Origin of the sequence: Imperialibacter sp. EC-SDR9 (assembly GCF_902498805.1) — a bacterium.
In the GTDB taxonomy this organism is placed as follows: Bacteria; Bacteroidota; Bacteroidia; order Cytophagales; family Cyclobacteriaceae; genus Imperialibacter.
In genome coordinates this window covers 38,090-60,772 of sequence record NZ_LR701576.1, presented here as the reverse complement: position 1 = coordinate 60,772, position 22,683 = coordinate 38,090, and the positions used below count along the sequence as shown (strand labels likewise).

22 protein-coding genes are annotated in these 22,683 nt (G+C 46.0%); 3 read left to right on the top strand and 19 right to left on the bottom strand.

Annotated features, from left to right (window positions below; translation table 11 throughout):
* Window positions 1–30: 30 nt before the first annotated feature.
* The 11 genes from dapB to GC130_RS04520 form a co-directional block, all read right to left on the bottom strand.
* Window positions 31–765 carry a 4-hydroxy-tetrahydrodipicolinate reductase gene (dapB, locus tag GC130_RS04570; protein WP_151997093.1) on the bottom strand — a complete coding sequence of 245 codons (735 nt, stop codon included), beginning with the start codon at window positions 763–765 and terminating at the stop codon, window positions 31–33.
* A 2-nt stretch (window positions 766–767) separates the two neighbouring features.
* Window positions 768–1,424, bottom strand: a complete 657-nt coding sequence (locus tag GC130_RS04565) for a DUF5683 domain-containing protein (protein ID WP_151997092.1) — start codon at window positions 1,422–1,424, stop codon at window positions 768–770.
* On the bottom strand, window positions 1,424–2,335 hold the full coding sequence (locus tag GC130_RS04560) for a ParB/RepB/Spo0J family partition protein (RefSeq protein ID WP_151997091.1): 912 nt from the start codon (window positions 2,333–2,335) through the stop codon (window positions 1,424–1,426). The genes GC130_RS04565 and GC130_RS04560 overlap by 1 nt, the downstream gene beginning before the upstream one ends.
* Window positions 2,335–3,123 (bottom strand): ParA family protein, encoded by a 789-nt coding sequence (locus GC130_RS04555; RefSeq protein WP_151997090.1) that lies wholly within the window; start codon window positions 3,121–3,123, stop codon window positions 2,335–2,337. Before GC130_RS04555 ends, GC130_RS04560 begins: the two co-directional genes overlap by 1 nt.
* Window positions 3,124–3,358: 235 nt before the next feature.
* On the bottom strand, window positions 3,359–5,179 hold the full coding sequence (yidC, locus tag GC130_RS04550) for a membrane protein insertase YidC (protein ID WP_151997089.1): 1,821 nt from the start codon (window positions 5,177–5,179) through the stop codon (window positions 3,359–3,361).
* A 24-nt stretch (window positions 5,180–5,203) separates the two neighbouring features.
* Window positions 5,204–6,826 carry a CTP synthase gene (locus tag GC130_RS04545; RefSeq protein WP_151997088.1) on the bottom strand — a complete coding sequence of 541 codons (1,623 nt, stop codon included), beginning with the start codon at window positions 6,824–6,826 and terminating at the stop codon, window positions 5,204–5,206.
* A 197-nt stretch (window positions 6,827–7,023) separates the two neighbouring features.
* Window positions 7,024–7,596 (bottom strand): YceI family protein, encoded by a 573-nt coding sequence (locus GC130_RS04540; RefSeq protein ID WP_151997087.1) that lies wholly within the window; start codon window positions 7,594–7,596, stop codon window positions 7,024–7,026.
* A 100-nt stretch (window positions 7,597–7,696) separates the two neighbouring features.
* Window positions 7,697–8,818 carry an aspartate aminotransferase family protein gene (locus GC130_RS04535; protein WP_151997086.1) on the bottom strand — a complete coding sequence of 374 codons (1,122 nt, stop codon included), beginning with the start codon at window positions 8,816–8,818 and terminating at the stop codon, window positions 7,697–7,699.
* Window positions 8,819–8,929: 111 nt separating this feature from the next.
* Window positions 8,930–10,147, bottom strand: coding sequence for a DUF5050 domain-containing protein (locus tag GC130_RS04530; RefSeq protein ID WP_151997085.1), 1,218 nt, complete (start codon window positions 10,145–10,147; stop codon window positions 8,930–8,932).
* Window positions 10,148–10,237: 90 nt separating this feature from the next.
* Window positions 10,238–11,143 carry an aminotransferase class IV gene (locus GC130_RS04525; protein WP_151997084.1) on the bottom strand — a complete coding sequence of 302 codons (906 nt, stop codon included), beginning with the start codon at window positions 11,141–11,143 and terminating at the stop codon, window positions 10,238–10,240.
* 50 nt (window positions 11,144–11,193) lie between these two features.
* The gene (locus GC130_RS04520) at window positions 11,194–11,913 is read right to left on the bottom strand and encodes a sulfotransferase family protein (protein WP_151997083.1); all 720 of its coding nucleotides are present in this window, start codon (window positions 11,911–11,913) and stop codon (window positions 11,194–11,196) included.
* A gap of 162 nt (window positions 11,914–12,075) precedes the next feature.
* On the opposite strand from GC130_RS04520, the gene GC130_RS04515 reads away from it, so the two are divergent.
* Complete coding sequence (locus tag GC130_RS04515) at window positions 12,076–13,215, top strand: MFS transporter (RefSeq protein ID WP_226940381.1); 1,140 nt, start codon at window positions 12,076–12,078, stop codon at window positions 13,213–13,215.
* A gap of 15 nt (window positions 13,216–13,230) precedes the next feature.
* Here GC130_RS04515 and GC130_RS04510 read toward each other — a convergent pair whose 3' ends face one another.
* The 4 genes from GC130_RS04510 to GC130_RS04495 all read right to left on the bottom strand — a co-directional run bounded on the left by GC130_RS04510 (window position 13,231) and on the right by GC130_RS04495 (window position 16,789).
* Entirely contained in the window at window positions 13,231–14,487 is a 1,257-nt protein-coding gene (locus tag GC130_RS04510) for an outer membrane beta-barrel protein (protein WP_151997081.1), read from the bottom strand.
* A 115-nt stretch (window positions 14,488–14,602) separates the two neighbouring features.
* Window positions 14,603–15,598, bottom strand: coding sequence for a nucleoside hydrolase (locus GC130_RS04505; RefSeq protein WP_151997080.1), 996 nt, complete (start codon window positions 15,596–15,598; stop codon window positions 14,603–14,605).
* Between the two features lie 34 nt (window positions 15,599–15,632).
* Window positions 15,633–15,935: a DUF1330 domain-containing protein gene (locus tag GC130_RS04500; RefSeq protein WP_151997079.1), complete on the bottom strand. Its 303-nt coding sequence runs from the start codon at window positions 15,933–15,935 to the stop codon at window positions 15,633–15,635.
* Between the two features lie 26 nt (window positions 15,936–15,961).
* On the bottom strand, window positions 15,962–16,789 hold the full coding sequence (locus GC130_RS04495; protein WP_151997078.1) for a LytTR family DNA-binding domain-containing protein: 828 nt from the start codon (window positions 16,787–16,789) through the stop codon (window positions 15,962–15,964).
* 179 nt (window positions 16,790–16,968) lie between these two features.
* Here GC130_RS04495 and GC130_RS04490 point away from each other — a divergent pair, with 179 nt between their 5' ends.
* Window positions 16,969–17,589 carry a hypothetical protein gene (locus tag GC130_RS04490; RefSeq protein ID WP_151997077.1) on the top strand — a complete coding sequence of 207 codons (621 nt, stop codon included), beginning with the start codon at window positions 16,969–16,971 and terminating at the stop codon, window positions 17,587–17,589.
* Window positions 17,590–17,598: 9 nt separating this feature from the next.
* A complete protein-coding gene (locus GC130_RS04485; protein WP_151997076.1) occupies window positions 17,599–18,744 on the top strand; it encodes a serine hydrolase in 1,146 nt (381 codons plus the stop codon).
* A 51-nt stretch (window positions 18,745–18,795) separates the two neighbouring features.
* Here the strand turns inward: GC130_RS04485 and GC130_RS04480 are convergent, their stop codons facing one another.
* The 4 genes from GC130_RS04480 to fabF all read right to left on the bottom strand — a co-directional run bounded on the left by GC130_RS04480 (window position 18,796) and on the right by fabF (window position 22,646).
* Window positions 18,796–19,239, bottom strand: coding sequence for an NUDIX domain-containing protein (locus GC130_RS04480; protein ID WP_151997075.1), 444 nt, complete (start codon window positions 19,237–19,239; stop codon window positions 18,796–18,798).
* A gap of 118 nt (window positions 19,240–19,357) precedes the next feature.
* Window positions 19,358–20,881, bottom strand: coding sequence for a M56 family metallopeptidase (locus GC130_RS04475; RefSeq protein WP_151997074.1), 1,524 nt, complete (start codon window positions 20,879–20,881; stop codon window positions 19,358–19,360).
* Window positions 20,878–21,240 (bottom strand): BlaI/MecI/CopY family transcriptional regulator, encoded by a 363-nt coding sequence (locus GC130_RS04470; RefSeq protein WP_151997073.1) that lies wholly within the window; start codon window positions 21,238–21,240, stop codon window positions 20,878–20,880. The genes GC130_RS04475 and GC130_RS04470 overlap by 4 nt, the downstream gene beginning before the upstream one ends.
* A gap of 149 nt (window positions 21,241–21,389) precedes the next feature.
* Window positions 21,390–22,646, bottom strand: a complete 1,257-nt coding sequence (gene fabF / locus GC130_RS04465) for a beta-ketoacyl-ACP synthase II (protein ID WP_151997072.1) — start codon at window positions 22,644–22,646, stop codon at window positions 21,390–21,392.
* Window positions 22,647–22,683: the final 37 nt, after the last annotated feature.

Here is a 22,683-nt window from a genome sequence, read left to right as displayed (position 1 = left end):
TTTATTCGGGCTATTCGCTCGCAATAATAACTAAAATTTTTCACCTTCTTTTGACCCCATCAAATCATCCATGCCTCGCACTCCTTTTTTGTCAAGCAGCCACTCAGCGGCTACTACAGCCCCAAGGGCGAAGCCTTCACGACTGAAGGCCGTATGTTTGATTTCTATTTCGTCAATTGGTGAGGCGTAATGTATGCTGTGGGTGCCTGGTACATTTGTCATCCTGAAGGATTCGATACCCAGTACACCGGGGTTATTGCATTTGTCATTGATCAATTTGGTGAACTCAGGGCGCTCTTTTTGGATGCCCTCTGCCAGCGTGATGCCTGTGCCACTGGGAGCGTCCTTTTTCTCCGTGTGGTGAATCTCTTTTAGTCCTACTTTGTACTCAGGGTAGTCTTGCATTAGCCTGGCTAACGCTCTGTTCAGTCGGAAAAACAGATTGACACCAAGGCTATAATTGGAAGCATAGAAAAAAGCGCCATTGTTTTTTTCGCAACTGCTCACCACTTCATCCCATTTACCGAGCCAGCCTGTGGTGCCACACACTGTGGGGATATTTACCTCCATTAGAGAGAGGATGTTTTTTACGGCACCTTCTGGTTGGGTGAACTCTATGGCGATGTTGGCGCCGCTGTCCTTCACAAGCTTCCCAACATTCTCAACCTGATTTTCAAGTGTGCCTGCAATTTCGTGTCCACGTGAAATGGCTATTTTTTCGATGGTCTTACCCATTTTCCCATAGCCAACTAAAAATACTTTCATCCTTAAAAACTTATTTTAATGCCCAAACCTGCGTAGGCGTAGCCATTTATATTGCCAATAGTGGGTGTGTAATTGATGACAAGTTCGTCATTTATATCAAATTCGTCGAGGTGGGCAGCGATATGTGCGTCCACAATATTAAGCATATACACCACGCCGGAAATAACAATCATATAGTCCCTGTTTCTGCGAAAACTGTCAGTATTACGGCGCAACGCTGTTTCATTGAATCTTGGAAAAGGATTGACCGTGTTAGGGTCGAGGTCTTTTTCCGCAAAAAGAGACTGCCTGAAGATGTTGTAAAGGCGGTTGTTTGTGTAGATCATATGCCCTAAGACGATGAAGGCACCATAGTAAACTGGCACTTTCCATATTTGTCCAACATAGGCCTGTCCCATACCGGGAAATATGGCGGAAAGCATCGCAGCTTTTTGGGGATCAAGTGTGCTGAGCTCTTCTTCAAGCATGATGCCTTTAGGGAGGTTTGAAACGCTGTCTCCTCGTATGATCAGGGGCTCGCCAGTTATTACTTCAACCGAATCACCGGATATTTCCTGGGCTTGCACAAATTGACATAAAAAAAGCAGCAACGCCGCCAAAGATATACCTCTCCAGGCAGGTGCAGCCGCTATCAATTTTAAAGCTTCCTTTCGGAACATCAGATGTTCAGTATTTCCAAAATTCTGTTTAGGTCCTCGGTAGAAACAAAAGGAATTCTAATTTCTCCTTTGTTTTTTTCATCTGCCTTAAGCGAGATCCGGGTGCCAAAGTGCGAAGATAGTTTATTTTGGAGGTTTTTTACTTCGGGTGATAACGAAGGATTGGCCGTTTTATTGAGGCTGGGTGATTCTGGAGCTTTTTGAGTATATTCCCTCACCAGCGATTCCACTTTTCTAACGGAAAGATCTTCGCTGATAATTTTCTTGAAAATACTCAGCTGTGTGGCAGGATTGTCGATGCCAATAATGGCTCTCGCATGGCCCATAGAAAGTCTGCCATCACGCAGGGCTATCTGGATATCAGGAGGGAGTTTGAGCAGCCTGAGGTAGTTGGTGACAGTTGTTCTGTTTTTGCCAACCCTGTCACCCAGTTCTTCCTGCTTGAGGTTGCATTCTGAAATAAGCCGCTGGTAAGACAGCGCAATTTCAATGCTATTCAGGTTTTCCCGCTGGATATTTTCTATGAGTGCCATTTCCAGCATTTGCTGGTCGTCGGCTGTTCTGATATAGGCAGGGATGCTTTCCAGCCCGGCCAGCTTCGACGCCTGCAAACGGCGCTCACCGGAAATCAGCTGAAACTGGTTTTTACTCAGCTGCCTGACGGTAATGGGCTGAATGATGCCCTGCACCTTGATGGACTCAGAAAGCTCAGCTAATGCTTCTTTGTTGAACTCAGTTCGTGGCTGGAACGGATTGACCTCAATTTGTGTCACAGGAATCTCACCGATAGCGTTGGCCGTACCTGCTCCTGAACCGCTTAGCTTTTCAGAAGTGTTGGTATTGTCATCAAGCAAAGCCCCAAGGCCTCTTCCTAAAGCATTTCTCCTTTTAGGTAGTTTATTGTCCGTCATCAAGCGCTCACTTTTGGAATCCTCATTTCATTCCTTTTCAGGATTTCTTCGGCCAGGTTGAGGTAGCTGATAGCTCCTTTGCTTTCCGCATCGTGCGCTATAGCCGGCAGGCCGAAACTTGGGGATTCACTTAACTTAATATTTCTAGGTATGATTGTTTCAAACACGAGTGACTTGAAGTGTGTATTTACTTCTTCCACCACCTGGTTAGAAAGCCTCAGTCTCACGTCGTACATGGTGAGCAGAATACCTTCTATTTCCAGCTCTGGATTAAGCCTGGACTGAATGATCTTAATAGTATTCAGGAGTTTTCCCAAACCTTCAAGGGCGAAGTACTCGCACTGAACGGGCACCATTACCGAATCGCTGGCAACAAGGGCATTGATGGTGATCAAACCCAATGATGGAGAACAATCGATGATGATGAAGTCGTACTCATCCTTGACCAGCCCAAGAGCCGTTCTCATTTTTTCTTCTCTGCCACTGATACTCACCATTTCTACCTCGGCACCTACCAGGTCAATGTGGGAAGGCATCAGGTACAGGTACTCCAAATCCGTTTTTACGATGGCGTCGTGCGGATCATCTCCGTTCACCATACACTCGTAAATACTAACTTCCACCTCCTTGGGGTTCAAGCCTACACCTGAAGTAGAGTTGGCCTGAGGGTCAGCGTCTACAATGAGGGTCTTGTACTCCAAAGCGGCTAAGCTGGCAGCTAAATTGATGGCCGAGGTTGTTTTACCTACTCCGCCTTTCTGGTTCGCAATCGAAATGATTTTGCCCATGAGAAAATCCAAAAATTGGTTCAGGAAACTGGTTTAAACCTCCAAATAAGCGACTGATTTAACAAAGGTCTTCTTGGGGGAAGCACAAATATAGATGAATAAAGAAGAATTGTTAGTGAATGGCTTATTTGGTAATCCCCAAGTTATCCACGGGTAATTCACAATGGTAGGTAGTTGGTAAGTAGCAAGCGGTTAGTAGCAAATGAAGCACTGCTAACCGCTTACCCTTTACCCCTTACTTCTTTTTCCTCGAAGCATTGCCAGCCTTCATGGCCTCGTCCAGTCGCTGCTGGAACGATGATTTTTTCTTGTTGGCGTTCTTCTTTTTGTTCTCTTCCAGTTTCAGCTTGATTTTGTCTTCATCCACAAACCGCCTGATCAACATCTGCTGGCCAAATGACAGAATGTTAGAAACAAAGTAATAGTAAGTCAAGCCAGCTGCATAAGAGTTCAGAAAGAACAGGAACGTAATAGGCATGATGTACTGAAGCGTTTTCATAGGCCCCTGCACGGTGGTCATCTGGCTGTTGCTCCATGTATAAAGTATGGTAGAAGCCGTCATCAGCAAAGTGAACAAACTGACGTGGTCTCCATAAAATGGGATCACGAAAGGAAGGTTCAACACGCTGTCATAAGTAGACAAGTCATGCGCCCAAAGGAATGATACCTGCCTAAGCTCGATGGCATTTGGGAAGAAATAGAACATCGCAAACAAAATTGGCATTTGCAGTAGCATGGGAATACAACCGCTGAGAGGGTTAATGCCAACCTTCTGGTACAGGGCCATGGTTTCCGACTGCTGCTTCTGCATGTCGTCAGGGTACTGTGCTTTGATTTCATCTATCTCGGGCTTAAGCACCTTCATTTTCGCCATGCTCATGTACGACTTGTAGTTGAGCGGGAAAAGAATCATTCTCATCAGAATCACGATAATGATAATGATGATACCGTAGTTGGTCATGAAGCCTTCCAGAAAATGAAAAACCGGGATCGTAAATCCTTTATTGATCCAGCCCAGTATGCTCCAGCCCAGGTTGATATTACTGCTGAACTCTGGCGCTACGTCTTTAAGGGTATTGTATTCGTTCGGGCCAAAAAACAATTTACCAACCAGGCCACTGGTTTTCCATCTTTCGGCTGGGAGGGTAAGGCTTACCATGGCCTCTTTTACCTTGGTGGTGTCGGCTACGGCATATTTGGTGGCCACATAAGCACCGGAAAAACCATCATTGGCAATAATAGCCGCTGTAAAGAATTTCTGTTTGATGGCTACCCATTGAATGGATTCGCTGATTGTTTCTTCCTCCAGATCTTCCGATGTGGCGCTGAGTTCATCAGTTTCGCCTGCTATAGTGTAATAGTTGATGGTCGTCCGAATGCGGGAGTCTTTGAGATCACTCTCAACTCTTTTCACATCATTTTTCCACTGGAGCACAACAGGTTCCTGACTAAGGTAATTGTCCAGCCCTTTGGTAGTCAGTGAATAGCCAATCTCATAGCCTTTACCATAAATGGTGTAGGCCTGCTCGATATACTGGCCAGTGCTCAGGGATGCTCTAAGAGTAACTGTGACAGAATCTTTGCCCGATACTTTCTTTGATGTAACAGAAGGCTTGAAATAGAAATCATCGAGCTTCAGGTTCCTGTTTTGGCCGCCAAAGCTCAGGTTCATTTTAGAGCTTTGCTCATCCAGCAGGATAAGCGGTTTGCCATCGTACGTTTTGTAGTTCTTCAGCTCAACCGAGGAAACAAAACCGCCCTTGGTGCTGATAGCCACTTTGAAGTCATCATTCTCCAGTGCAACCTCATTGTTCTTACCAGAAGCAATGGCTGCAAATGCACCAAACTTTTCTTTGAGCTGGCTGTCCTTCACCGAATCAGCTAAAGGCATGAAGGCGGTGGTAGTAGTGTCGGCTGAAACCTGCGAAGGCTGCACTGCACTTTCGGTAGTGGCTACTATCGGCTCTTCAACTGGAGGATCGGGGGCAAAAAAAGTAAAATAAACGGTGAGCAAGATCAACATCATGACCATCCCAATTACTTGCTGTCTATCCATTATTTCTTATTCTGAGGTGATGTTTTATTTATATGTATCTTTTTTAAAGGCAAGAGCGGCCTTCACAAAACGGACAAAAAGAGGGTGAGGGTTCATCACGGTGCTTTTCAACTCCGGATGGAACTGACTACCAACAAACCATGGATGGTCTTTCAATTCCATTATTTCCACAAGCTTAGTGTCGGGGTTTATACCCGTAGCAAGAAATCCAGCTTCTTCAAATTGCTCCAGGTATTTACTATTAAACTCATAACGGTGTCTGTGGCGCTCCATAATTTTTGAGTGACCATAAGCCGAGAAAGCTTTGGAACCTTTCTTCAGCTCGCAAGCATAGGCTCCCAGCCTCATGGTACCACCCATTTTGGTTACTTTTTTCTGAGCTTCCATCATATCAATGACGGGTGCCTTTGTCTTCGGATCCATCTCAGTTGAGTTGGCCTTCGGTATATTTAGTACGTTTCTTGCGAATTCAATTACAGCGCACTGCAAACCAAGGCAAATTCCGAAGAAGGGAATCTTGTCTTCTCTTGCATATTTTACCGCCTGAAGCTTGCCTTCCCAGCCACGTTCGCCAAATCCTGGCGCTACTAAAATGCCGTGTTTGTCCTTCAAAAGGCGCACCACATTATCGCCGTCAAGTTCTTCAGAATTAATCCAGGACAGCTCCACACGGCACTCATTATGTGCTCCTGCATGCACGAATGCTTCTGCAATAGACTTGTAGGCATCTTTGAGTTGCACATATTTACCGACAAGGGCGATTCTTACCTCATCGGTCGGGTTCTTGAGTCGGCCTAAGAATTCTTTCCACTGGTCAATTTGAGGCTCCTTCTTGTGAGAAAGTTTCAGCTTGGTAAGTACTCGTTCATCCAGCTTTTCTTTCCTCATGAGTAACGGCACATCGTAGATGGTCTCAGCATCCTGTGCTTCTATGACGCAGTTGCTGGCCACGTTACAGAACAGTGCCAGCTTCTTGCGGATTTCGCTGGTGAGCGTATATTCAGTCCTGCAAACGAGAATGTCTGGTTGGATACCTGCTTCCAGTAGTTGTTTTACAGAGTGCTGCGTTGGCTTGGTTTTTTGTTCGCCTGCGGCCTTCAGATAGGGAATAAGTGTGAGATGGATAGAGACGAAATTATTCACCCCCAATTCAAACCTCGCCTGGCGAACCGCTTCTATAAATGGCAGTGACTCAATATCGCCCACACAACCTCCGATTTCAGTAATGACAATATCGTAGTCGCCTGTTTCTCCCAGCTTATAAAAGTTGTTTTTTATTTCATCAGTAATGTGCGGAACCACCTGCACGGTCTTTCCCAGAAAATCTCCCCGGCGTTCTTTGGTGATCACATTGTTATATATACGCCCGGTAGTGACATTATTATCCTGTGAGGTTTTTATGTCCAGAAATCTTTCGTAGTGGCCAAGGTCAAGATCGGTTTCTGCCCCATCATCAGTTACGTAACACTCACCGTGCTCGTAGGGATTTAATGTACCCGGGTCGATATTAATATAGGGGTCAAACTTTTGGATAGTTACCCGAAAACCCCTGGCCTGCAATAACTTGCCGAGAGATGCTGAGATAATACCTTTGCCTAGTGAAGACGTAACGCCGCCCGTTACGAAGATGTATTTTGCTTTGGACATAAGAGGTGAGTTCCGAAATATTCTTTCGGGACACAAAGGTAGGCCTAAAACTGAAATAATTAAACTTTAATGAAATTTGATTGGACGCTATAATCCAATCACTCTGAAAAAGTAAAAGGCAGGACTAGCCTGCCTTTCTATAATCAAATTAGGGTGATTCTCGGGTTATGTTAAAATGGAAACCTCCGCAAAGTTAATTAACTTTTCGGAGCATTCAACTCAACGTTACAAGTAATCTGTACTTCGTCGGCTACAACCAGTCCGCCGGCTTCAAGCGCAGCATCCCACTTCAGTCCGTAGTCGAACCTGTTGATTGCTCCGGTCACTTTGAAGCCAGCTTTCATGCCTCTTCCTGTATCGACCTTGCCATTATACTTAACATCGAATTTTACTGGCTTAGTCACATCACGCATGGTGAAGTTTCCTGCCAGGTAGTACTTACCACCTTCATTAACGATTTTACCACTGAACTTGATGGTAGGAAACTTCTCTGCGTTGAAGAAGTCATCAGATTTCAGGTGGGTATCCCTTCTTTCGCTGTCAGTATCTACTGAGGCAGCTTGGGCAGTGAATTCAACCGCTGCGCCAACAAATTTGTCATCACCACCGGTTACTGTTCCTGAGAAGTCACCAAAAGTGCCGTCAACTTCAGAAACCACCATGTGAGTGACGGTGAATTTGATGTTGGTGTGGGATTTGTCTAACTCCCAGCTTTGAGCATAAAGTTGTGCGCTGGCCACTGCAAAAATGAGTGTAAGAAGTTTTTTCATAGTACAATAAGTTTATGTGTTGGTACAGATAACGGATTACCTCAGCTATTGTTTTACTAATAGACCAACTATCCGTTTTTAATGAAGTTTGCCAGCACTTTCAGGACAGCTCCACCTTTAATGCCTCATTGAACAGATCGATTTCTTCAACTTTTAATGCCAGAGAGGGGAGAAGACGAATGGTATTGGGTTTTGCCTCGCCTGTAAATATGTGATGCTTCACCAGTAAGTCCTTTCTCACCGTTGTTTTCGTGTCAGGCAAGTCAAACCCTATAATAAGACCTCTGCCTCTCACATTTTGACCGCCAACAAGCTCCTGGATTTCTTTGATCCATTGGCTGCCGAGGGAGAGGGTATTGTCTAATAATTTTTCACTTTCCATCACCTCAAGCACAGCCAGGCAAGCTACTGCCGCCAGGTAGTTGCCACCGAATGTTGTGCCAAGCATGCCACTCCACGGTTTGATGTCAGGGTGAATGAGCACGCCTCCCACAGGAAAGCCGTTGCCCATCCCTTTGGCAGTGGTGATGATGTGAGGTTTGATGCCTGCGTACTGGTGAGCGAAGAATTTGCCGGTGCGGCCATAGCCACATTGAATTTCATCGAGAATCAAAATGCATCCTTTCTCTTTACATTTCTTATCGATGAATTGCAGGAAGGAGTCGTTGGGCATGCGGATGCCACCCACGCCCTGGATGCCTTCTATGATGACGGAAGCCACGTCGCTATCCAATGCTTCGGTGAAAGCCTGTTCGTCGTTGAGCGGGCAAAAGACGATTTCGTGACCAGCATTGAAGGGTGCCACGATCTTAGGATTGTCAGTGGCAGCCACAGCACCGGATGTGCGACCGTGGAAGGCCTTGTCAAACGCAATGACCTTCTTTTTGCCAGTAACGAAGGAGGCCAGCTTCAATGCATTCTCGTTGGCCTCAGCGCCTGAGTTGCAAAGGAAAAGCTGATAGTCAGGATAACCAGACATGTTGCCCAGCTTTTCTGCCAGCTCCTCCTGCTGGGGGTTCTTGATGCTATTGGAATAAAATGAAATTTTCGACAGCTGTTCACTTAACCTCTCCACATAGTGTGGATGGGAGTGGCCGATGGAAATGACCGCATGACCTCCGTAAAGGTCGAGGTACTTGTCTCCTTTGTTGTCCCAAAGCCAGGAACCCTGCGCTTTTACCGGCGTGATGTCGAAAAGAGGGTAAACGTCGAATAGTTTCATTTTGCTTGAGAATAAGGGGGCAAAGATGAAAAAAAACGTCAGATTAAGTGTTAAAAATGAGAATGCTTTTACGGATCAAGCCAGGCTTAAATGCAAGTGCTCAATCACCGCTTAGAGTTGTATGAGGGTGTTTCCGATAGACAATTCAGTGTTTGATAGCCAGTCTATTTTTTGATCGAACCACCCACCTCTTTCAAAACCAGTCAGCTGCCGGTAGCTTGTGTTTGAAAACTCGTAAACCCAAAGCTCCCTTTGACCGCTTCTCGTGCTGTAAAAAGCCAATTTTTGTCCATCCGGAGATAACGATGGAGAGAATGATGACCATTGATCATTTAATACGACTTCTGCTGTCCCGGACTTTTGGTTATACCTGTAGATTTTAGAAACCTCGTTTTGTGATCCAGAAAAGTAAATATCCTCTCCATTGGAGTGGATGCTGATTCTATCTATTTCAAAGCCAGTTGTTTTCTCGAGACCAGCAGTTTGTCTGCCAACAACCATCTCCTTTTGTTGTCCATCAGTTTTGATCCTCCAAATCAGGTTGTTCTCGCTGTCATCTACATAGTAAATCCATTTACTGTCCGCAGAAAACTCAATTGAAGCTAAAGATTCGGATTGTACAGACAAATCGTTGAATGAATTGGCTTTAATAGTATAGACCGAGAGTTTAAGGTTTTTATCAATCGAATTACCGTCATCCATTTTCTTTAGAACTGCTATCAATTCCCCGGATGGTGACCATTCGCATTCTGCAATGTTTTTGCCCACCTGCACGGATTCATTGTAGTAAGGGTAGATATATAAATCGGGCGTTTCGCTCCAACCACTGTAAGTTATTTGTGCAATAAAAGCCGCACTGTCGGTAGTAGGGGAGAAAGTGATTTTTTGTGCCTGGTCGTAGCGCCAGGAAATACTGCGTGTCTGCTTCAGCTTTGAAGCCACTACCATAATAGTGTCGTATTGCACTAACGAGAACCCTCTTTTGTTGGCTCTTACAGTAATGTAGTAGGGTATCCCGTTTTCAAGGTCATTAAGGGAAATTCTGTTTTCGTTTGTGAACTGAGTAGCAGTTCGTCTGAAATCGATGCCAGGTTCTTTAGAAATAAAAATATCGTAGGACTCTGGTCTGTTTACCTTCTGGGGGAGTTGGCTAAGAGCTCCTGGTAGCAATCCGTGACCGGGCCGGGTAAACCGTATGTCGACTCCAGACTCTTTTGGATAGCCAACAAGCTTATAAGGGAGCAGCGGTTCATCCGAAAAATCCTCTTTGCTGCATGAGAATGAAATGATCAGACCAGAAATAGACAGCAGTGCAACTAATTTTCTCATAGGGTATCCTTATTAAGATAAATATAAGAATATTAGAAGAACGAAATGGTTGGGGGCGGAATATAAATATTTAGTATTTTTTGCTAAAAATCAACCAATTTTTACTCCCCGCACCCTTGTCTCTTCTTCATGCCATTTCTGGAACTGTTTAGTCACAGGCCCAACTTTTCCATCCCCAATTTGCCTGCCATCCACTTCAACAGCTGCTGCTAATCCGCCCTCTGTGCCAGTGGTGAACATCTCATCCATGGTGTACATTTCGGCAATGGTCACGTTCTTCTCTTTCCACTTCACGCCATTTCTATCGGCTAGTTCGAGCATAAGTGCTCTGGTGATACCAGGCAGACAGAAATCTGCGAACGGTGTGATGAGCTCTCCCTTTTTCACAAAGAAAATATTGGTGGTGTTGGTCTCGCTCACATAGCCATTCAGGTCAAGCATCACAGCGCCGTCGCAATTAGCATGGTTAGCTTCTATCTTCGCCAGGATATTATTGATCAGGTTGTTGTGGTGGATTTTTGAATCCAGACACTGAGGAGAGTTGCGGCGAATGGAGGACGTAATCAACGTCAGACCCTGCTCCGTGGTGTAAATAGGTGCCTTCCATTCTGCCAGCACAATGAGCGTGGGGCCATATTGGTTCAATTTTGGATTCATGCCGGAGGTAATCTTTTTGCCTCTGGTAAGAGTCAGCCTGATATGGGCATCGTTCATCATGCCATTCACTTTCAGCGTTTCTACCACAGCCTTTTTCACTTCCTCTTTCGATGGAGTGCCCGAAAAAGCCATTGCTTTGGCTGAGTTGACTAATCTTTCGAGGTGTTCGTCCAGCATAAACACTTTCCCGTCATACACTCTCAAGCCTTCCCAAACGGAATCGCCGCCCTGCACCACGCTGTCAAACACAGACACCTTGGCATCTTCACGGGCATAAAACTCGCCGTTGATGTATACTTTGATATCGTTGTTTTTTGGGTTAGGTAGTTTTGGATCCATGGTTTGATTACATTTTGTGTTTAAAAATTGATTTCGAAGGGAGCTTGAGGTCAGACTTTGATGGCATTGGCATACAACTCCTCATACAAAACCACCGACTCCTCCATTAGCGGCTGTAGATCAGGTCTTATCTTTTCATTTTTCGGAGTGTACTGCGCAAAGCCAGTTGATTTATGTACGTTGTGGTACCAGTAGGGGGCCCATGCACCGTCTTCGGCTCTTGCTCCAGCTTCCCACTCCAACATTTGTTTGTAAAATGGAATACCGACAAAGCTACAAAACGCTCTGAGCATCCCTTCCGGATTAAGCAGAAGGTCTTTGGAGTCGAAAATGAATGTTTCTTTACCCGACGCCTTGAGTCTTTGGTACAACTCTAATTGCTTGTCAAGGCCGGTATCACGCAGGATGGGATGAGGCAGTTGATTGACAAGCGACGGAAGCATTTCTCTTGGGTCACGAATGAGAAAAAGGTTGACCAATTCATCAAGAAACGATTCATCAAGGCCTGTCAGGTGATGGCACATGTTCTTGATGAAGTAAACAGGCTTATCGTGGTAGCCGAGGATCGTTTCACTGATGATTTTCCCAGCATCCTTTTCCAACACATTCAGCAAGTGCTCTCTTCCAGGATGCTCTGATCCGGTGATTTTCAGGTAATGGCCATACAGTGGTTCGTCTACCACAGCCGTGTCTGGCCGTTGTGCAAAAGAATACATCAAAGCTGTAGAAATGTTACGTGGCCCGGACCAAACTGAAATGCGAAGCGTCATAAACTGAGAATGAAAGACGAATATATTTTGAAATGGGTGTAAATGGTACTAATACAATCGGTTTCGGTGATAAATACCCTTTGAAGCTTTCATGCGTGCATCGGTTTGATGATTTTTGCATGCTGATTCATGGATATGACCGACCAAACTTCCTCTGTAATTTTGAATAAAACAAGGCTTCGGATTGCTGTGGCCTCTATCTTTTTTGTGCACGGTCTTAACTTTTCCAGCTGGGCAGCACGAATACCTGATATTCAGCTTAAACTGGGACTTAGCGAAGCAGCGCTTGGCGGTGTGTTGTTGGTTTTGCCTTTAGGTTCTCTTGCTTCGTTACCGTTTTCGGGAGTCATTATCGACAAGCTGGGTAGCCGCCTGGTGGTGCTGGTAGCAACGCTTGGATACGCTCTTACTTTGCCATTTCTGGGCTTTTCTTCCAGTGTGGCTATGCTAAGCGTCGGGCTTTTCATTTATGGCTTTTTTGGCAACACCGTGAATATAGCTGTGAACACACAAGCCATCGGTGTTCAGACACATTACGGGCGAACCATTATGGCTTCGTTTCACGGGACCTGGAGCCTGGCGGGTTTTACCGGAGCGGGCATCGGTACTTTGATGGTGGCGCTTGGCGTTGAGCCTCAGATGCACTATCTGATCATGTTGGCACTGGTAGTAGTAATTCTATCAATTAACTACCCGCATACCCTGAAAGAAGATGTGAACAGGAACACCGGTAAGTTCAAATGGGTAAAACCCGACGGAACACTGGCCAAGATTGGCCTTATTGCGATGTGTGGTATGATGAGTGAAGGTTGTATGTTCGACTGGAGCGGTGTCTATTTCAAAAAGGTGGTGGAAGCTCCGGAGGCTTGGGTCCCGCTGGGTTTTAGTGCCTTCATGATGACCATGGCAGGGGGTAGGTTTATCTCCGACCGGCTCACGAATAGATTCGGCATAGGCACGGTGTTGAAAGCCAGTGGCATCCTCATTGCCGGCGGCCTGCTGTTCGCAGTGGCTTTGCCCTATTTTGCGACTGCGTTGATTGGGTTTCTACTGGTGGGCTTTGGCGTGTCTTCGGTAGTGCCCCTTGCTTATTCGGTGGCTGGCAAATCAAAGACAATGTCAGCTGGCATGGCGCTGACCATGGTAAGTTCTATCTCGTTTCTTGGATTTCTTTTGGGCCCGCCACTGATCGGGTTCATTGCCGAGGCCAGCAGCTTGCGTGCTTCTTTTCTATTCATCGCTGTTATTGGTAGCCTGGTGGCAGTTATTACTTCGATGAGCAAGACGATTCAGCGGGCCTGATTTTCTACGCCATCTTTAAAATCGATAAGTACCAGTGATGTATATCGTTTTGAAAGTTGGTTGCAGAACCGAAAAATTAAAGCCGCTACTCATTTCATAGTCGATGCCGAGGTAGATTTTTTTAATACCAACACCTGCTCCAGCGACTATTCCTCTCTCTATTTTTTTGTCAGGCGGCGGTGCAATGGTCTCTGTGTCAGATGTATAGAAATGCTTCTTAGTGAGCACTTTTTCTTTAACGAGAAGTCCGTTCAGCATCCCGCCTTGAAAGTATATTTCAGTTCCTGAGTTGAATTGATGAATATATCTAAACATCGTATGAAGCTTGATATAGCTAAACTGGTAGGTCGTTATCTCGTAGTTGTCAGCGTTTGCCGCAGTTCGATTGCTTGCTTCTTTGTTAAAAGAGGTAAACCGAAGGTTATTCTGAAGCGCCCAGCTCGTCCTGGGGATTTTTGCATACACTCCTACTCCCAAGCTAGGGCTGAACGACGATTGCACCTCTTTGTTGAAAGTGCCGTCTTTAACATTGACAATCGCTGCAACAGCACTAACCTCGGGTCGAAACTTGATCGTTTCATTTGCTGCCACGTAAGTAGACCTGTTGTTGTATTTATCAACGATAGTGATCAGGGCTTTCTGTTTGTACTCAAGTCTTTCAAAATCTTTGGCCACAAAAGTGCTATTGTCTTTCATTAAATTATAGAGCTCATTTTTATAGCCCTCATTGGTTCTTACCTGCGCAACACCAGTTGACGTCGTGATACTTGACACCGTGCCGTCTGGATTTGTTGAATAGTAGTATTTTCGGTAGGTAAGTTCTTTTGGAGAGGATGATTCTTTGGAGATGAAGTAGTGGGGCTTGTCATTGGCGTCGATTAAACCATAGAGATCAATAGTACCATTCACCAGGTTTCTAAGAAACACCGTCTTGTTTGTCAGTGTTGGTTCAGCCTTTGTGTCAAGTTTTTTTAAGTCCATTGACCCAAAATCAATATCAAGATTGAAAGACGTGAAAACTTCTTTCACATCGTCTTCCAAATAAATTATAATTGATTGAGTGTTATCTGCTGTGTAAGTGGTGGTAGTACCATTCTCGTGACGAAATTCGAAGGAGGTTGGAGTGCCCTTTCGTGCTTCATAATTGATTTCACCCTGTATTAATGTTCCGTCAGAAGTTACTAACTCGCCAGGCTGTATTTGCTTCTGTGAAAAGGCAGCTGAAATGGAAGATATAAAAATTTCCAGGAATAGATAGGTGTATTTTTTCATTGGTCAAATGGTGTTTTGTGAGCTTTAGCAAGGATATATAAAATTCTTAATCAAAGAAAAAAATATGAGAAATGACAGATGGAAATCCGATTTGTATTGGAATTGAAACTACTTTTTAATTTTTCGGCTGATACATCATCAACTCATCAATCAACTTGTTGACTTTGCTGATCTCCATTTTCTCCACCAGACGAGCATGGCCTTTACCGCTTGTGTCCCAGGTGTTGGTGCCAGTAGAGTCGACCGACATGTGACCTGTTTCAATGCTGTAGTAAGGGTCGTAGCCTTTTACAGCTACCAGCACGGCCGTCTGATCCCAGCTCATACGACCGGCTGAGTCTTGTGGGTCGAGAGGAATTGAAATGCGAAACGCATCTTCCACAGGGCTGTTTTTGATGGCAGCGTTATTGATCAGAGGAAGTCCCGTTTTTATTTTTTGCCCGATGTGAAACCCACTAAGAAGGATGGGAGTCGGCCACTCTTCCATTACCTGCATCGATGCGATAGGGTCTCTTTTTACATTGTATTCTGCCCCAGTTGGAAACCAACCAGCCATGCTTACCAGCTGCTTTACCTTTTTGGATACAAGCTGCTTGCCGGTGAGGTCGCTGAATTCGTCGGGAGCCGAGTTGAGGAGGTTGGCAAGATTGGTAAAGAAGCCCACCGTAACGACGGTCACGCTGCCGTCGGGTTGGGCTGCCAGTACCTTGCGGTAGACCTCCACTGCGTCTGGTGCCTCATCATTTGACTGTAGCCGGTGGGGGTAATTAGCAGTTACCGAATCGGTCCAGTGCTGCTTGTCGGTGTCGGCTACTGATGGGCCTTTAGGAACGCCGATGGGCAAGCCAGGCCTTCCAAAGTAAGTATTGAACACGTCAATGGCCGCAGCAGCATTGGGGTGGCTGCAGCTGGCAACGGTCGCCAGAATATTCACCTGACCACTGTCGGCCAATGCATGGAGGACTGTGATCGCTCCGACATCATCGTAGTCCGGTCCAAAGTCCGTGTCGAAGATCAATTGAACAGGCGCTGTCATAGTTCTGGCCTTGTCATCGCAAGCCGCACTGCCAAGGAGAACGACTACCGCAGTTAAGAGACTGAAATTCTTCATCTTTTTTTGCTACAATATACAGCTAACTGCCACTCTATAGTTTCTCCCCTTTTATCAAAGTCACCGACTTGATGGATTCTTCCTTCAGGTGTAGAAATTTCTTTCTTTCCTCGTCCTTCATATAGGCCTCGAAATCGGCTTGCGATTCGAAGCTCACATAGTGAATTTCGTAGGGCTGTTCTATGTCAAGATCAATGTACGACTCCCTTGTAGGCCGGAGTCTGAAAAGCAGCTTTCCGTTGTAGATCGGGATACGGGGAATGGCTACAGCTTCAAACTGATCGAAGATGTCTTCTTTGCCTTCTTTGAGGTAAATGAGTTGTATAAGATAAAGCATCCTTGGTGAGACTAATCAGGGTTTGTTTATTGCTGCATCCAACTTCTGAATTCCTGCGCTTTTTTCCTACTCACAGTTATCTCTTCAGGCGGGCTCGGCGATAGTTTTAACAGTACTTTACCTGTTGGGTCATTTTTCATAGAGAAGATGGCTCTCCGCTGAGCAATACACTGCCGGTTGATTCTGAAAAAATCAGTTTTTTCCAGCCATTGCTCCAACTGGTCGAGCGTATCATCTAAAGTGTACTCCTTACCTTCGAAAGTTTGGAGTGTGCTAAAGTCGCCTACTTTGTGTACGTAAGCAATAGTAGAGGCTGGTAGTGGCACCTTAGCTTTTCCAAAGTTGGCCAAAATCGTTTTTCTGGATACGTTATTTATTTCCGGGGTTCCGGCTTCTTGCTCAAGCCTGGCCTCGTAATGTGCTCTCATATAGAGCAGACCGTAGGCCATTTGAATGATGGTGACCATCAGGCAGGCAAAAGGCACATCGTAGGCAAAAACTATGGCAACATTGAACTCAGGTGGTCTGGTCATGAAGAATTCGTTGTAGAAAAAACTGACCAATACAGTAAGCACAATAGTGAATCCATACACAGCAAAGCCCTGAACGAGTGCCCTAAGGGTGGCTTGTTTTTCCCAGGCAACTCTCTTATCAAGGTACACGATCAATGTTCGGGTGACTGTGAAAATAATCCCAATCACCAAGATGCTGGTGATTATGTCGAGGTAGTAGATCGGGCTACTGAGCAGGTCTTTGAGCGACGCCGTCTCGCCGGTATGGCGGTAAAGCACCCCAAAGAAGGGAACAAGCAGCCAAAGCCACTTGTCCTGGTAGCGATGTGAACGATGCTCCATGTGTCACAAATATAGTTTTTCGTGAAATCTGTTTGTTGGGATTTTTCGGACTGTTCTTTCGGGTGCTTAAACGGTCATTTCGGGCGCTCAATTTGTTCTTTCATTCTTAAAAAGGCCGTAGCAAGCTAACGGATGCGCTTTTGTGACGTTCAACGCACTGTAAAAAAAAACTCAGCAGAATGAAAAGGAACTTAAAAAGAAAGATGCTCCTGAACAGTTACCTGTTGCTCGCCATTATGGGTTGCCAGCATGCAACAGAAGCTCAGCAACTGCCGTCACTAAAAGTTAGTGTGCTTTGCCAGGGGTTTGGTCATAGCCTGTCGGGCGTGCCCAACCCTTCATTGTCGTATGGCCTAAGGGTGGGCACCGAGTGGAGTTACTTTACCAAAGGTATTTTTAGCGTTGGTCAGGATGTCAACCTGGGTTGGTATGTGCACAAGCGCATGCAAAATTCCTGGATGGTGTCGACGGCACCCACAATCCGCCTCGCCACCAAAGGAGGCTTCGAAGCTTATTTCTCACTGGGGGCTGGCAAGGCAGTTAACCTGATGGCTCAAAACGGCTACAAAGACAATGGCGACGGAACCTTCACCAGAGAGCATCATGCATTTTATTCACCCTGGCTTCTCACAGGCTCTCTGGGCATTGGCTACAATCTGGGCAAACGTTCGAACCTGAATATGACTGTTTTTGCCGAAACGCAAACGATAGCCGAGCTGGTGCGAAATCAGTATACACCTGTTTTCCCCCACCATTTGTTCCACATAGGAGCAAGAATTCCTTTTTCCTCCAACTTTTAATGTACTACAATGAAACCCACCAATTTTTTTATTGTTTCCACTTGCCTGCTGTTTAGTTCCTGCGCCGGAGAAGTGGCTCCAGGCCCTGAGGTGTCGGATTGCAACACGAGTGCCTATGAAGTGCCGAATGCGACTTTTTATGAATCATTGCTTAAAGAATACTGGATTGAAACTGGTAGTCCGGGTGTGGTGGCCATGATCAGCCAACCCGGGAATACCTGGGCTGGGGCCGTTGGGCAAGCCGACCTGGAAAATGGTACTGCTATGCAGACTTGCCACCAGTTTCAGATCGGCAGTATTTCCAAGATGTTTACTGCCGCCACAGTGCTGTTGCTCCAGGAGGAAGGAAAAATTGACATCGACGAAAAGGTGAGCACCTATTTGCCGCAGCTGAAAGGCAACATTGAACATGTTGACAGAATGACGGTGAGGCAGCTATTGAATCATACGGCTGGTGTACCAGATTACTACTACATGCAAGCGTATACTTTTGACATGATGAACGACCCGTCGTCGATCAAGCGCTCGGCAAACGAGGCATTGCGGAAGTATAACTACGGCAAGAAGGCGGACTTTTTTCCGGGCGAGGGGTGGAACTACAGCAATTCGGGTTATGTGATGCTGGGTTGGATAATTGCGGAGGTAACCAAAAAGCCGTTTGAAGCTGTAGTAAAAGAGAAAGTGATTGACCCTGTCGGTTTGACGGATACTTACATGGTTGATTTTAGGAACCCCCGCCGGGCTAAGAACTATGTTGACCTGAGTGGCAAGGGAGTGCTGATTGAATCGTCGAAATATGATGATGGCGTGATAGGCACCCCGGAAGGCGGCGTGGTGAGCACCGTGCAAGACCTGACTGCGTTTGCCCGTGGGCTCTTCGCCGGAGGATTGCTGACAGCTGAGTCGCTCAGCGAGATGATGTTTGTTCCTTGCGGACCGGATGCTATTGACGAAGGGGTTTGCGGATACACCCTTGGGTTGAGCTACTGGAAGAATACTGCCTATGGCGACGCTTTTGGGCACAGCGGTGGCGAAGTGGGCATGGAATCGCTCTTGCTTTTTTTTGTTGAACACGACGCCGTTGGGGTGTTTTTCAGAAACCGAAATGGCCCTTCGAGAAAGCAGTTTCTTTTCGATATGTTGTTGAAAGAATAAAAAAGCTGGTCCTCAGAGTATCGGGGGCCAGCTTTTCATCGTATTCAGTCCCTATATGTAATTGTAGAGCAGATTTACCTTGAATGTGGAGTGTTCTACTTTCAATTCCTCAAAAAACCGCCTCGTAAACCCACCCAGGTCATAGCTTTCAATTTCTTCCAGTAGCACCCATTCAAACTCCTCCGCCTCGTCGTTCAAAACCACGTCCGAGGAGTCGGTTTTGCAAAGGAAGTCGATAAAGATGAAGTGCTTTTGAGCTTCAAATGTGTCGCTGTACGCTGCTTCCTGTAGGCTAATTAGTTGGATGTCAAAGACATCAAGGCCGGTTTCCTCCTTTACTTCTCTCACCAGCGCATCTTCCATTTTTTCTCCCAGCTCTATGTGGCCGCCAGGGAAAACATATTTGTTGCTCCATTTTTTCGACCTGCAAAGCAGCACCTTGTTGTCGGGGTTGAAAATGATAGCACCTACTGTTGGTTCAGGGTATTGTTTCATATCGAACTATTGATAACGAATTATGCCCACTCAAAATAGCGGGCACAAATCAAGGTATCCAAAAATAACTGTCTATCCTCTGTTGCCCAACGATATCAATTTGACAACATGGGAATAATCAAAAAGCGGTTTTACGAGTTTTAAACCCTACGAATGAAACGATCAGATCGCCACTTTCGGCTTCAGTTACGAGCTTAAATGTTCCGTCGAGGTCAGAGACAGTACCATTTGTTGTTCCGGCGAAGATGATGTTTGCGCCGGGTATGCCTTCACCATCATCCGTTTTTACGACTCCTGAGATCACGGTCTGCCCATCTTTATTTTTGGTTTTTTTAATTTCGACCTCCAATGGATCGCCAACCAGAGTGGGCACCGAAGGGATTTCCGCCGCCGCAGATGAACCGAGCGAAAAATATAGCGGAAGGATCAACCTTGTTCGTACCCTTTTCCCTCTCTGCATGGCGGGCGTCCACGTTGGAGAGGCATTAATGACTCGCAGCGCTTCCTCATCGCAGCCGTTTCCTATTCCTTCTATCACCTTTGCATTAGTTATAGTGCCGTCCTTGTCTACCACGAACTCAACCAGTACTTTCCCCTCCACACCTGCCTTTTTGGCCTCCTCTGGATAAGTTAAATTCTCGCTGAAAAACTTGTAGAGGCTTTCCATGCCACCAGGAAAGGCCGGAAGATTCTCAACTATTGTGAATATATCCTCTTTGGAAGCCTCGTTAGCAATTTCGATTTCATCGGCAGCTTCGGCGGCAGGCTGTTGGTCACACGAAACTACGATAAAGAATACCAGGGTGAAGGGAGCAATGGCTGCCAGTTTCCACCAACTTGTTTTTGTTTTATTTGACTTAATCATGGCTATTCTTTTTAGTGTCAAAGATTTATTGAAATGGTTAGCGATAGAGTAACCTGCACTGCTTAGTGCTAGCGTCGCAATAAGACTACAGTAAGCCTGCTTGTTACCTTTTTCCACAGACAATTGATCAGCTCTGTATTCGTGCGTTTCAATCAGCCTTTGTTTGAATAGGTAGACAGCCGGATTGAACCAGCAGAATATTTGCAGCAACTCAATTAACAGGATGTCCAGACTGTGCCATTCTTTGCAGTGTACCAACTCGTGATTGACGATTTTATTTCGGGCTGAATCGTCCAGGTCTGATAGGTGCCCGATGAAAATATGATTGAAAAACGAGAAAGCATATTCAATGCTGTCTGCCTCATGGATTTTTACCAAACCCATTTTTCCTGTGACAGGAGCAATGAAGGAGCGCCGCAGTAAGGCCGCCAGTCTGGACAAAAACAGGATAAAAAAGGCAGACGTTACAAGCCAGTATAGCCAGACGCAAACAGTTAGCATAGCTTCCGAATCAGAGGCGGTCGCTACTTCAGCTTTTTCGGCAGATAGTAAAAAGGCGGGCAAATAGTTCCCGTTGAGCTGAGTAGCCTTAGTGGCTAATGGCAGGGCGGTCTCGAAGGAGAGAAGAGGCAATAATGCTGCTGCCATGAGCAATAATAGAATCAAAAATCGCTTCAAAAGGAAAGCTTGTTCCTTTTGAAGAAAGACAATATAGGCCAGTCCAAATAGTAGCAGCCCAATGTTTACCTGTGCGAGGTACGATGCGTAGTCGTTCATTCTTGCTGGTTTTTAGCTTCCTCCATCAATTTTTCAATTTCCTCCTCAGATAAATTGTTTTCTTTAACAAAAAAGGAGACTAGCCCCTCAAAAGACCCATTGAAGTAACCCTTTAGGAAGTTGTTGAGGTAGAAGACGGTATATTTTTCTTTGCTTATAAGAGGGAAATATTCGTGGGTCTTTCCGTAAGCCTTGTGCGACAGGAACCCTTTTTTCTCCAGAATACGGACTGTCGTCAACACCGAATTGTAAGCAGGTTTTGGTTCGGGCATTTTCTCCAGCACATCTTTCACCAGGCCTTTTTTTAACGCCCAGAATATCTTCATTATCTGCTCTTCAACTCTCGCTAATTCCTTCATGCTAAATTTTAAAACTAACTAATTAAGAATAAAACTAATCTATTAGTTTTAAAATTCAAACAGCCGAGTAAAATATTTTTTTGGAGCCGTAAAAAACAAAAAAGGCACCCCAGTCGGGATGCCTTTAAACTTTCGGCAATTAACAGTTTCTAGCTGAACCGTTTCAGAATTACTGTGGCGTTGTGTCCACCAAAGCCGAAGGTATTGCTCATCACATAGTCTACCTTTCGTTCCTGAGCCGTTCCAACCGTTAGGTTCAACCCTTGCGGCAGCTCAGGATCCAGTGTTTGGATATTGATCGTAGGAGGCACCAGCTGTTTCTGGATAGCCATGAGCCCTGCCAGGGCCTCAATCGCCCCTGCCCCGCCTAGCAAGTGGCCAGTCATAGACTTGGTGGAGCTGATATTCAGCTTTTTGGCGTGGTCGCCAAATACTGACATGATTCCTTTCAATTCGCTGGGATCACCCACTGGTGTTGAGGTTCCGTGTGTGTTGATATAGTCAATGGACTCCGGGTTTATTTCAGCATCCTCCAGTGCTGCCCGCATGCCCAGAGCAGCTCCTTCGCCCTCCGGGTGAGTCGCCGTGAGGTGATACGCATCGGCCGACATGCCGCCGCCCACAACTTCGCCATAAATAGTGGCGCCACGCCTGGTCGCATGATCCAGGCTTTCCAGGATGAGTGCCCCAGCTCCTTCGCCGATCACGAAGCCATCACGGTCGATGTCGTAAGGGCGGCTAGCAGTTTCGGGACTGTCGTTTCTTGTCGAAAGGGCTTTCATAGCACCAAACCCACCCACACCGGTTTCATTTACCGCCGCTTCTGACCCTCCGGTGACAAATGCCACGGCTTTACCCCACTTGATATAGTTAAAGGCGTCGATGATGGCGGTGTTGGAGCTCGCACAGGCCGATACGGTCGTGTAGTTGGGTCCACGGAAGCCATGGCGCATGGAGATTAAACCAGCTGCAATGTCCACGATCATTTTGGGCACCAGGAAAGGGTTGAATCTCGGCGTGCCGTCGCCCAGAGCAAACTCCATAATGTTTTCCTGAAGGGTAAGCAGCCCGCCATTGCCCGATGCCCAGATGACACCTACTTTGTCTCTGTTAAGCCCCTCAAAATTCAGTATGCCTGAATCAGCGATGGCTTGCTCTGAAGCTGCAATGGCATATTGAGAAAACAAGTCATTGCGTCGAAGCTCACTTCTTTCGAGGTAAGGGCTGGGGTCAAAGTCTTTGACCTCGCAGGCAAAGCGGGTTTTGAACTTCTCTGCATTGAAATGTTTGATATTGGCAGCGCCAGACTTTCCAGCCGCCAGGTTGTCCCAAAACTCCTTTACTGAATTCCCAAGCGGGGTAATGGCACCAAGGCCAGTGATAACTACTCGTTGAGGATGTTGCATGGTTGTATGTAAGAGTTAATATTTATTTCAGATGGTT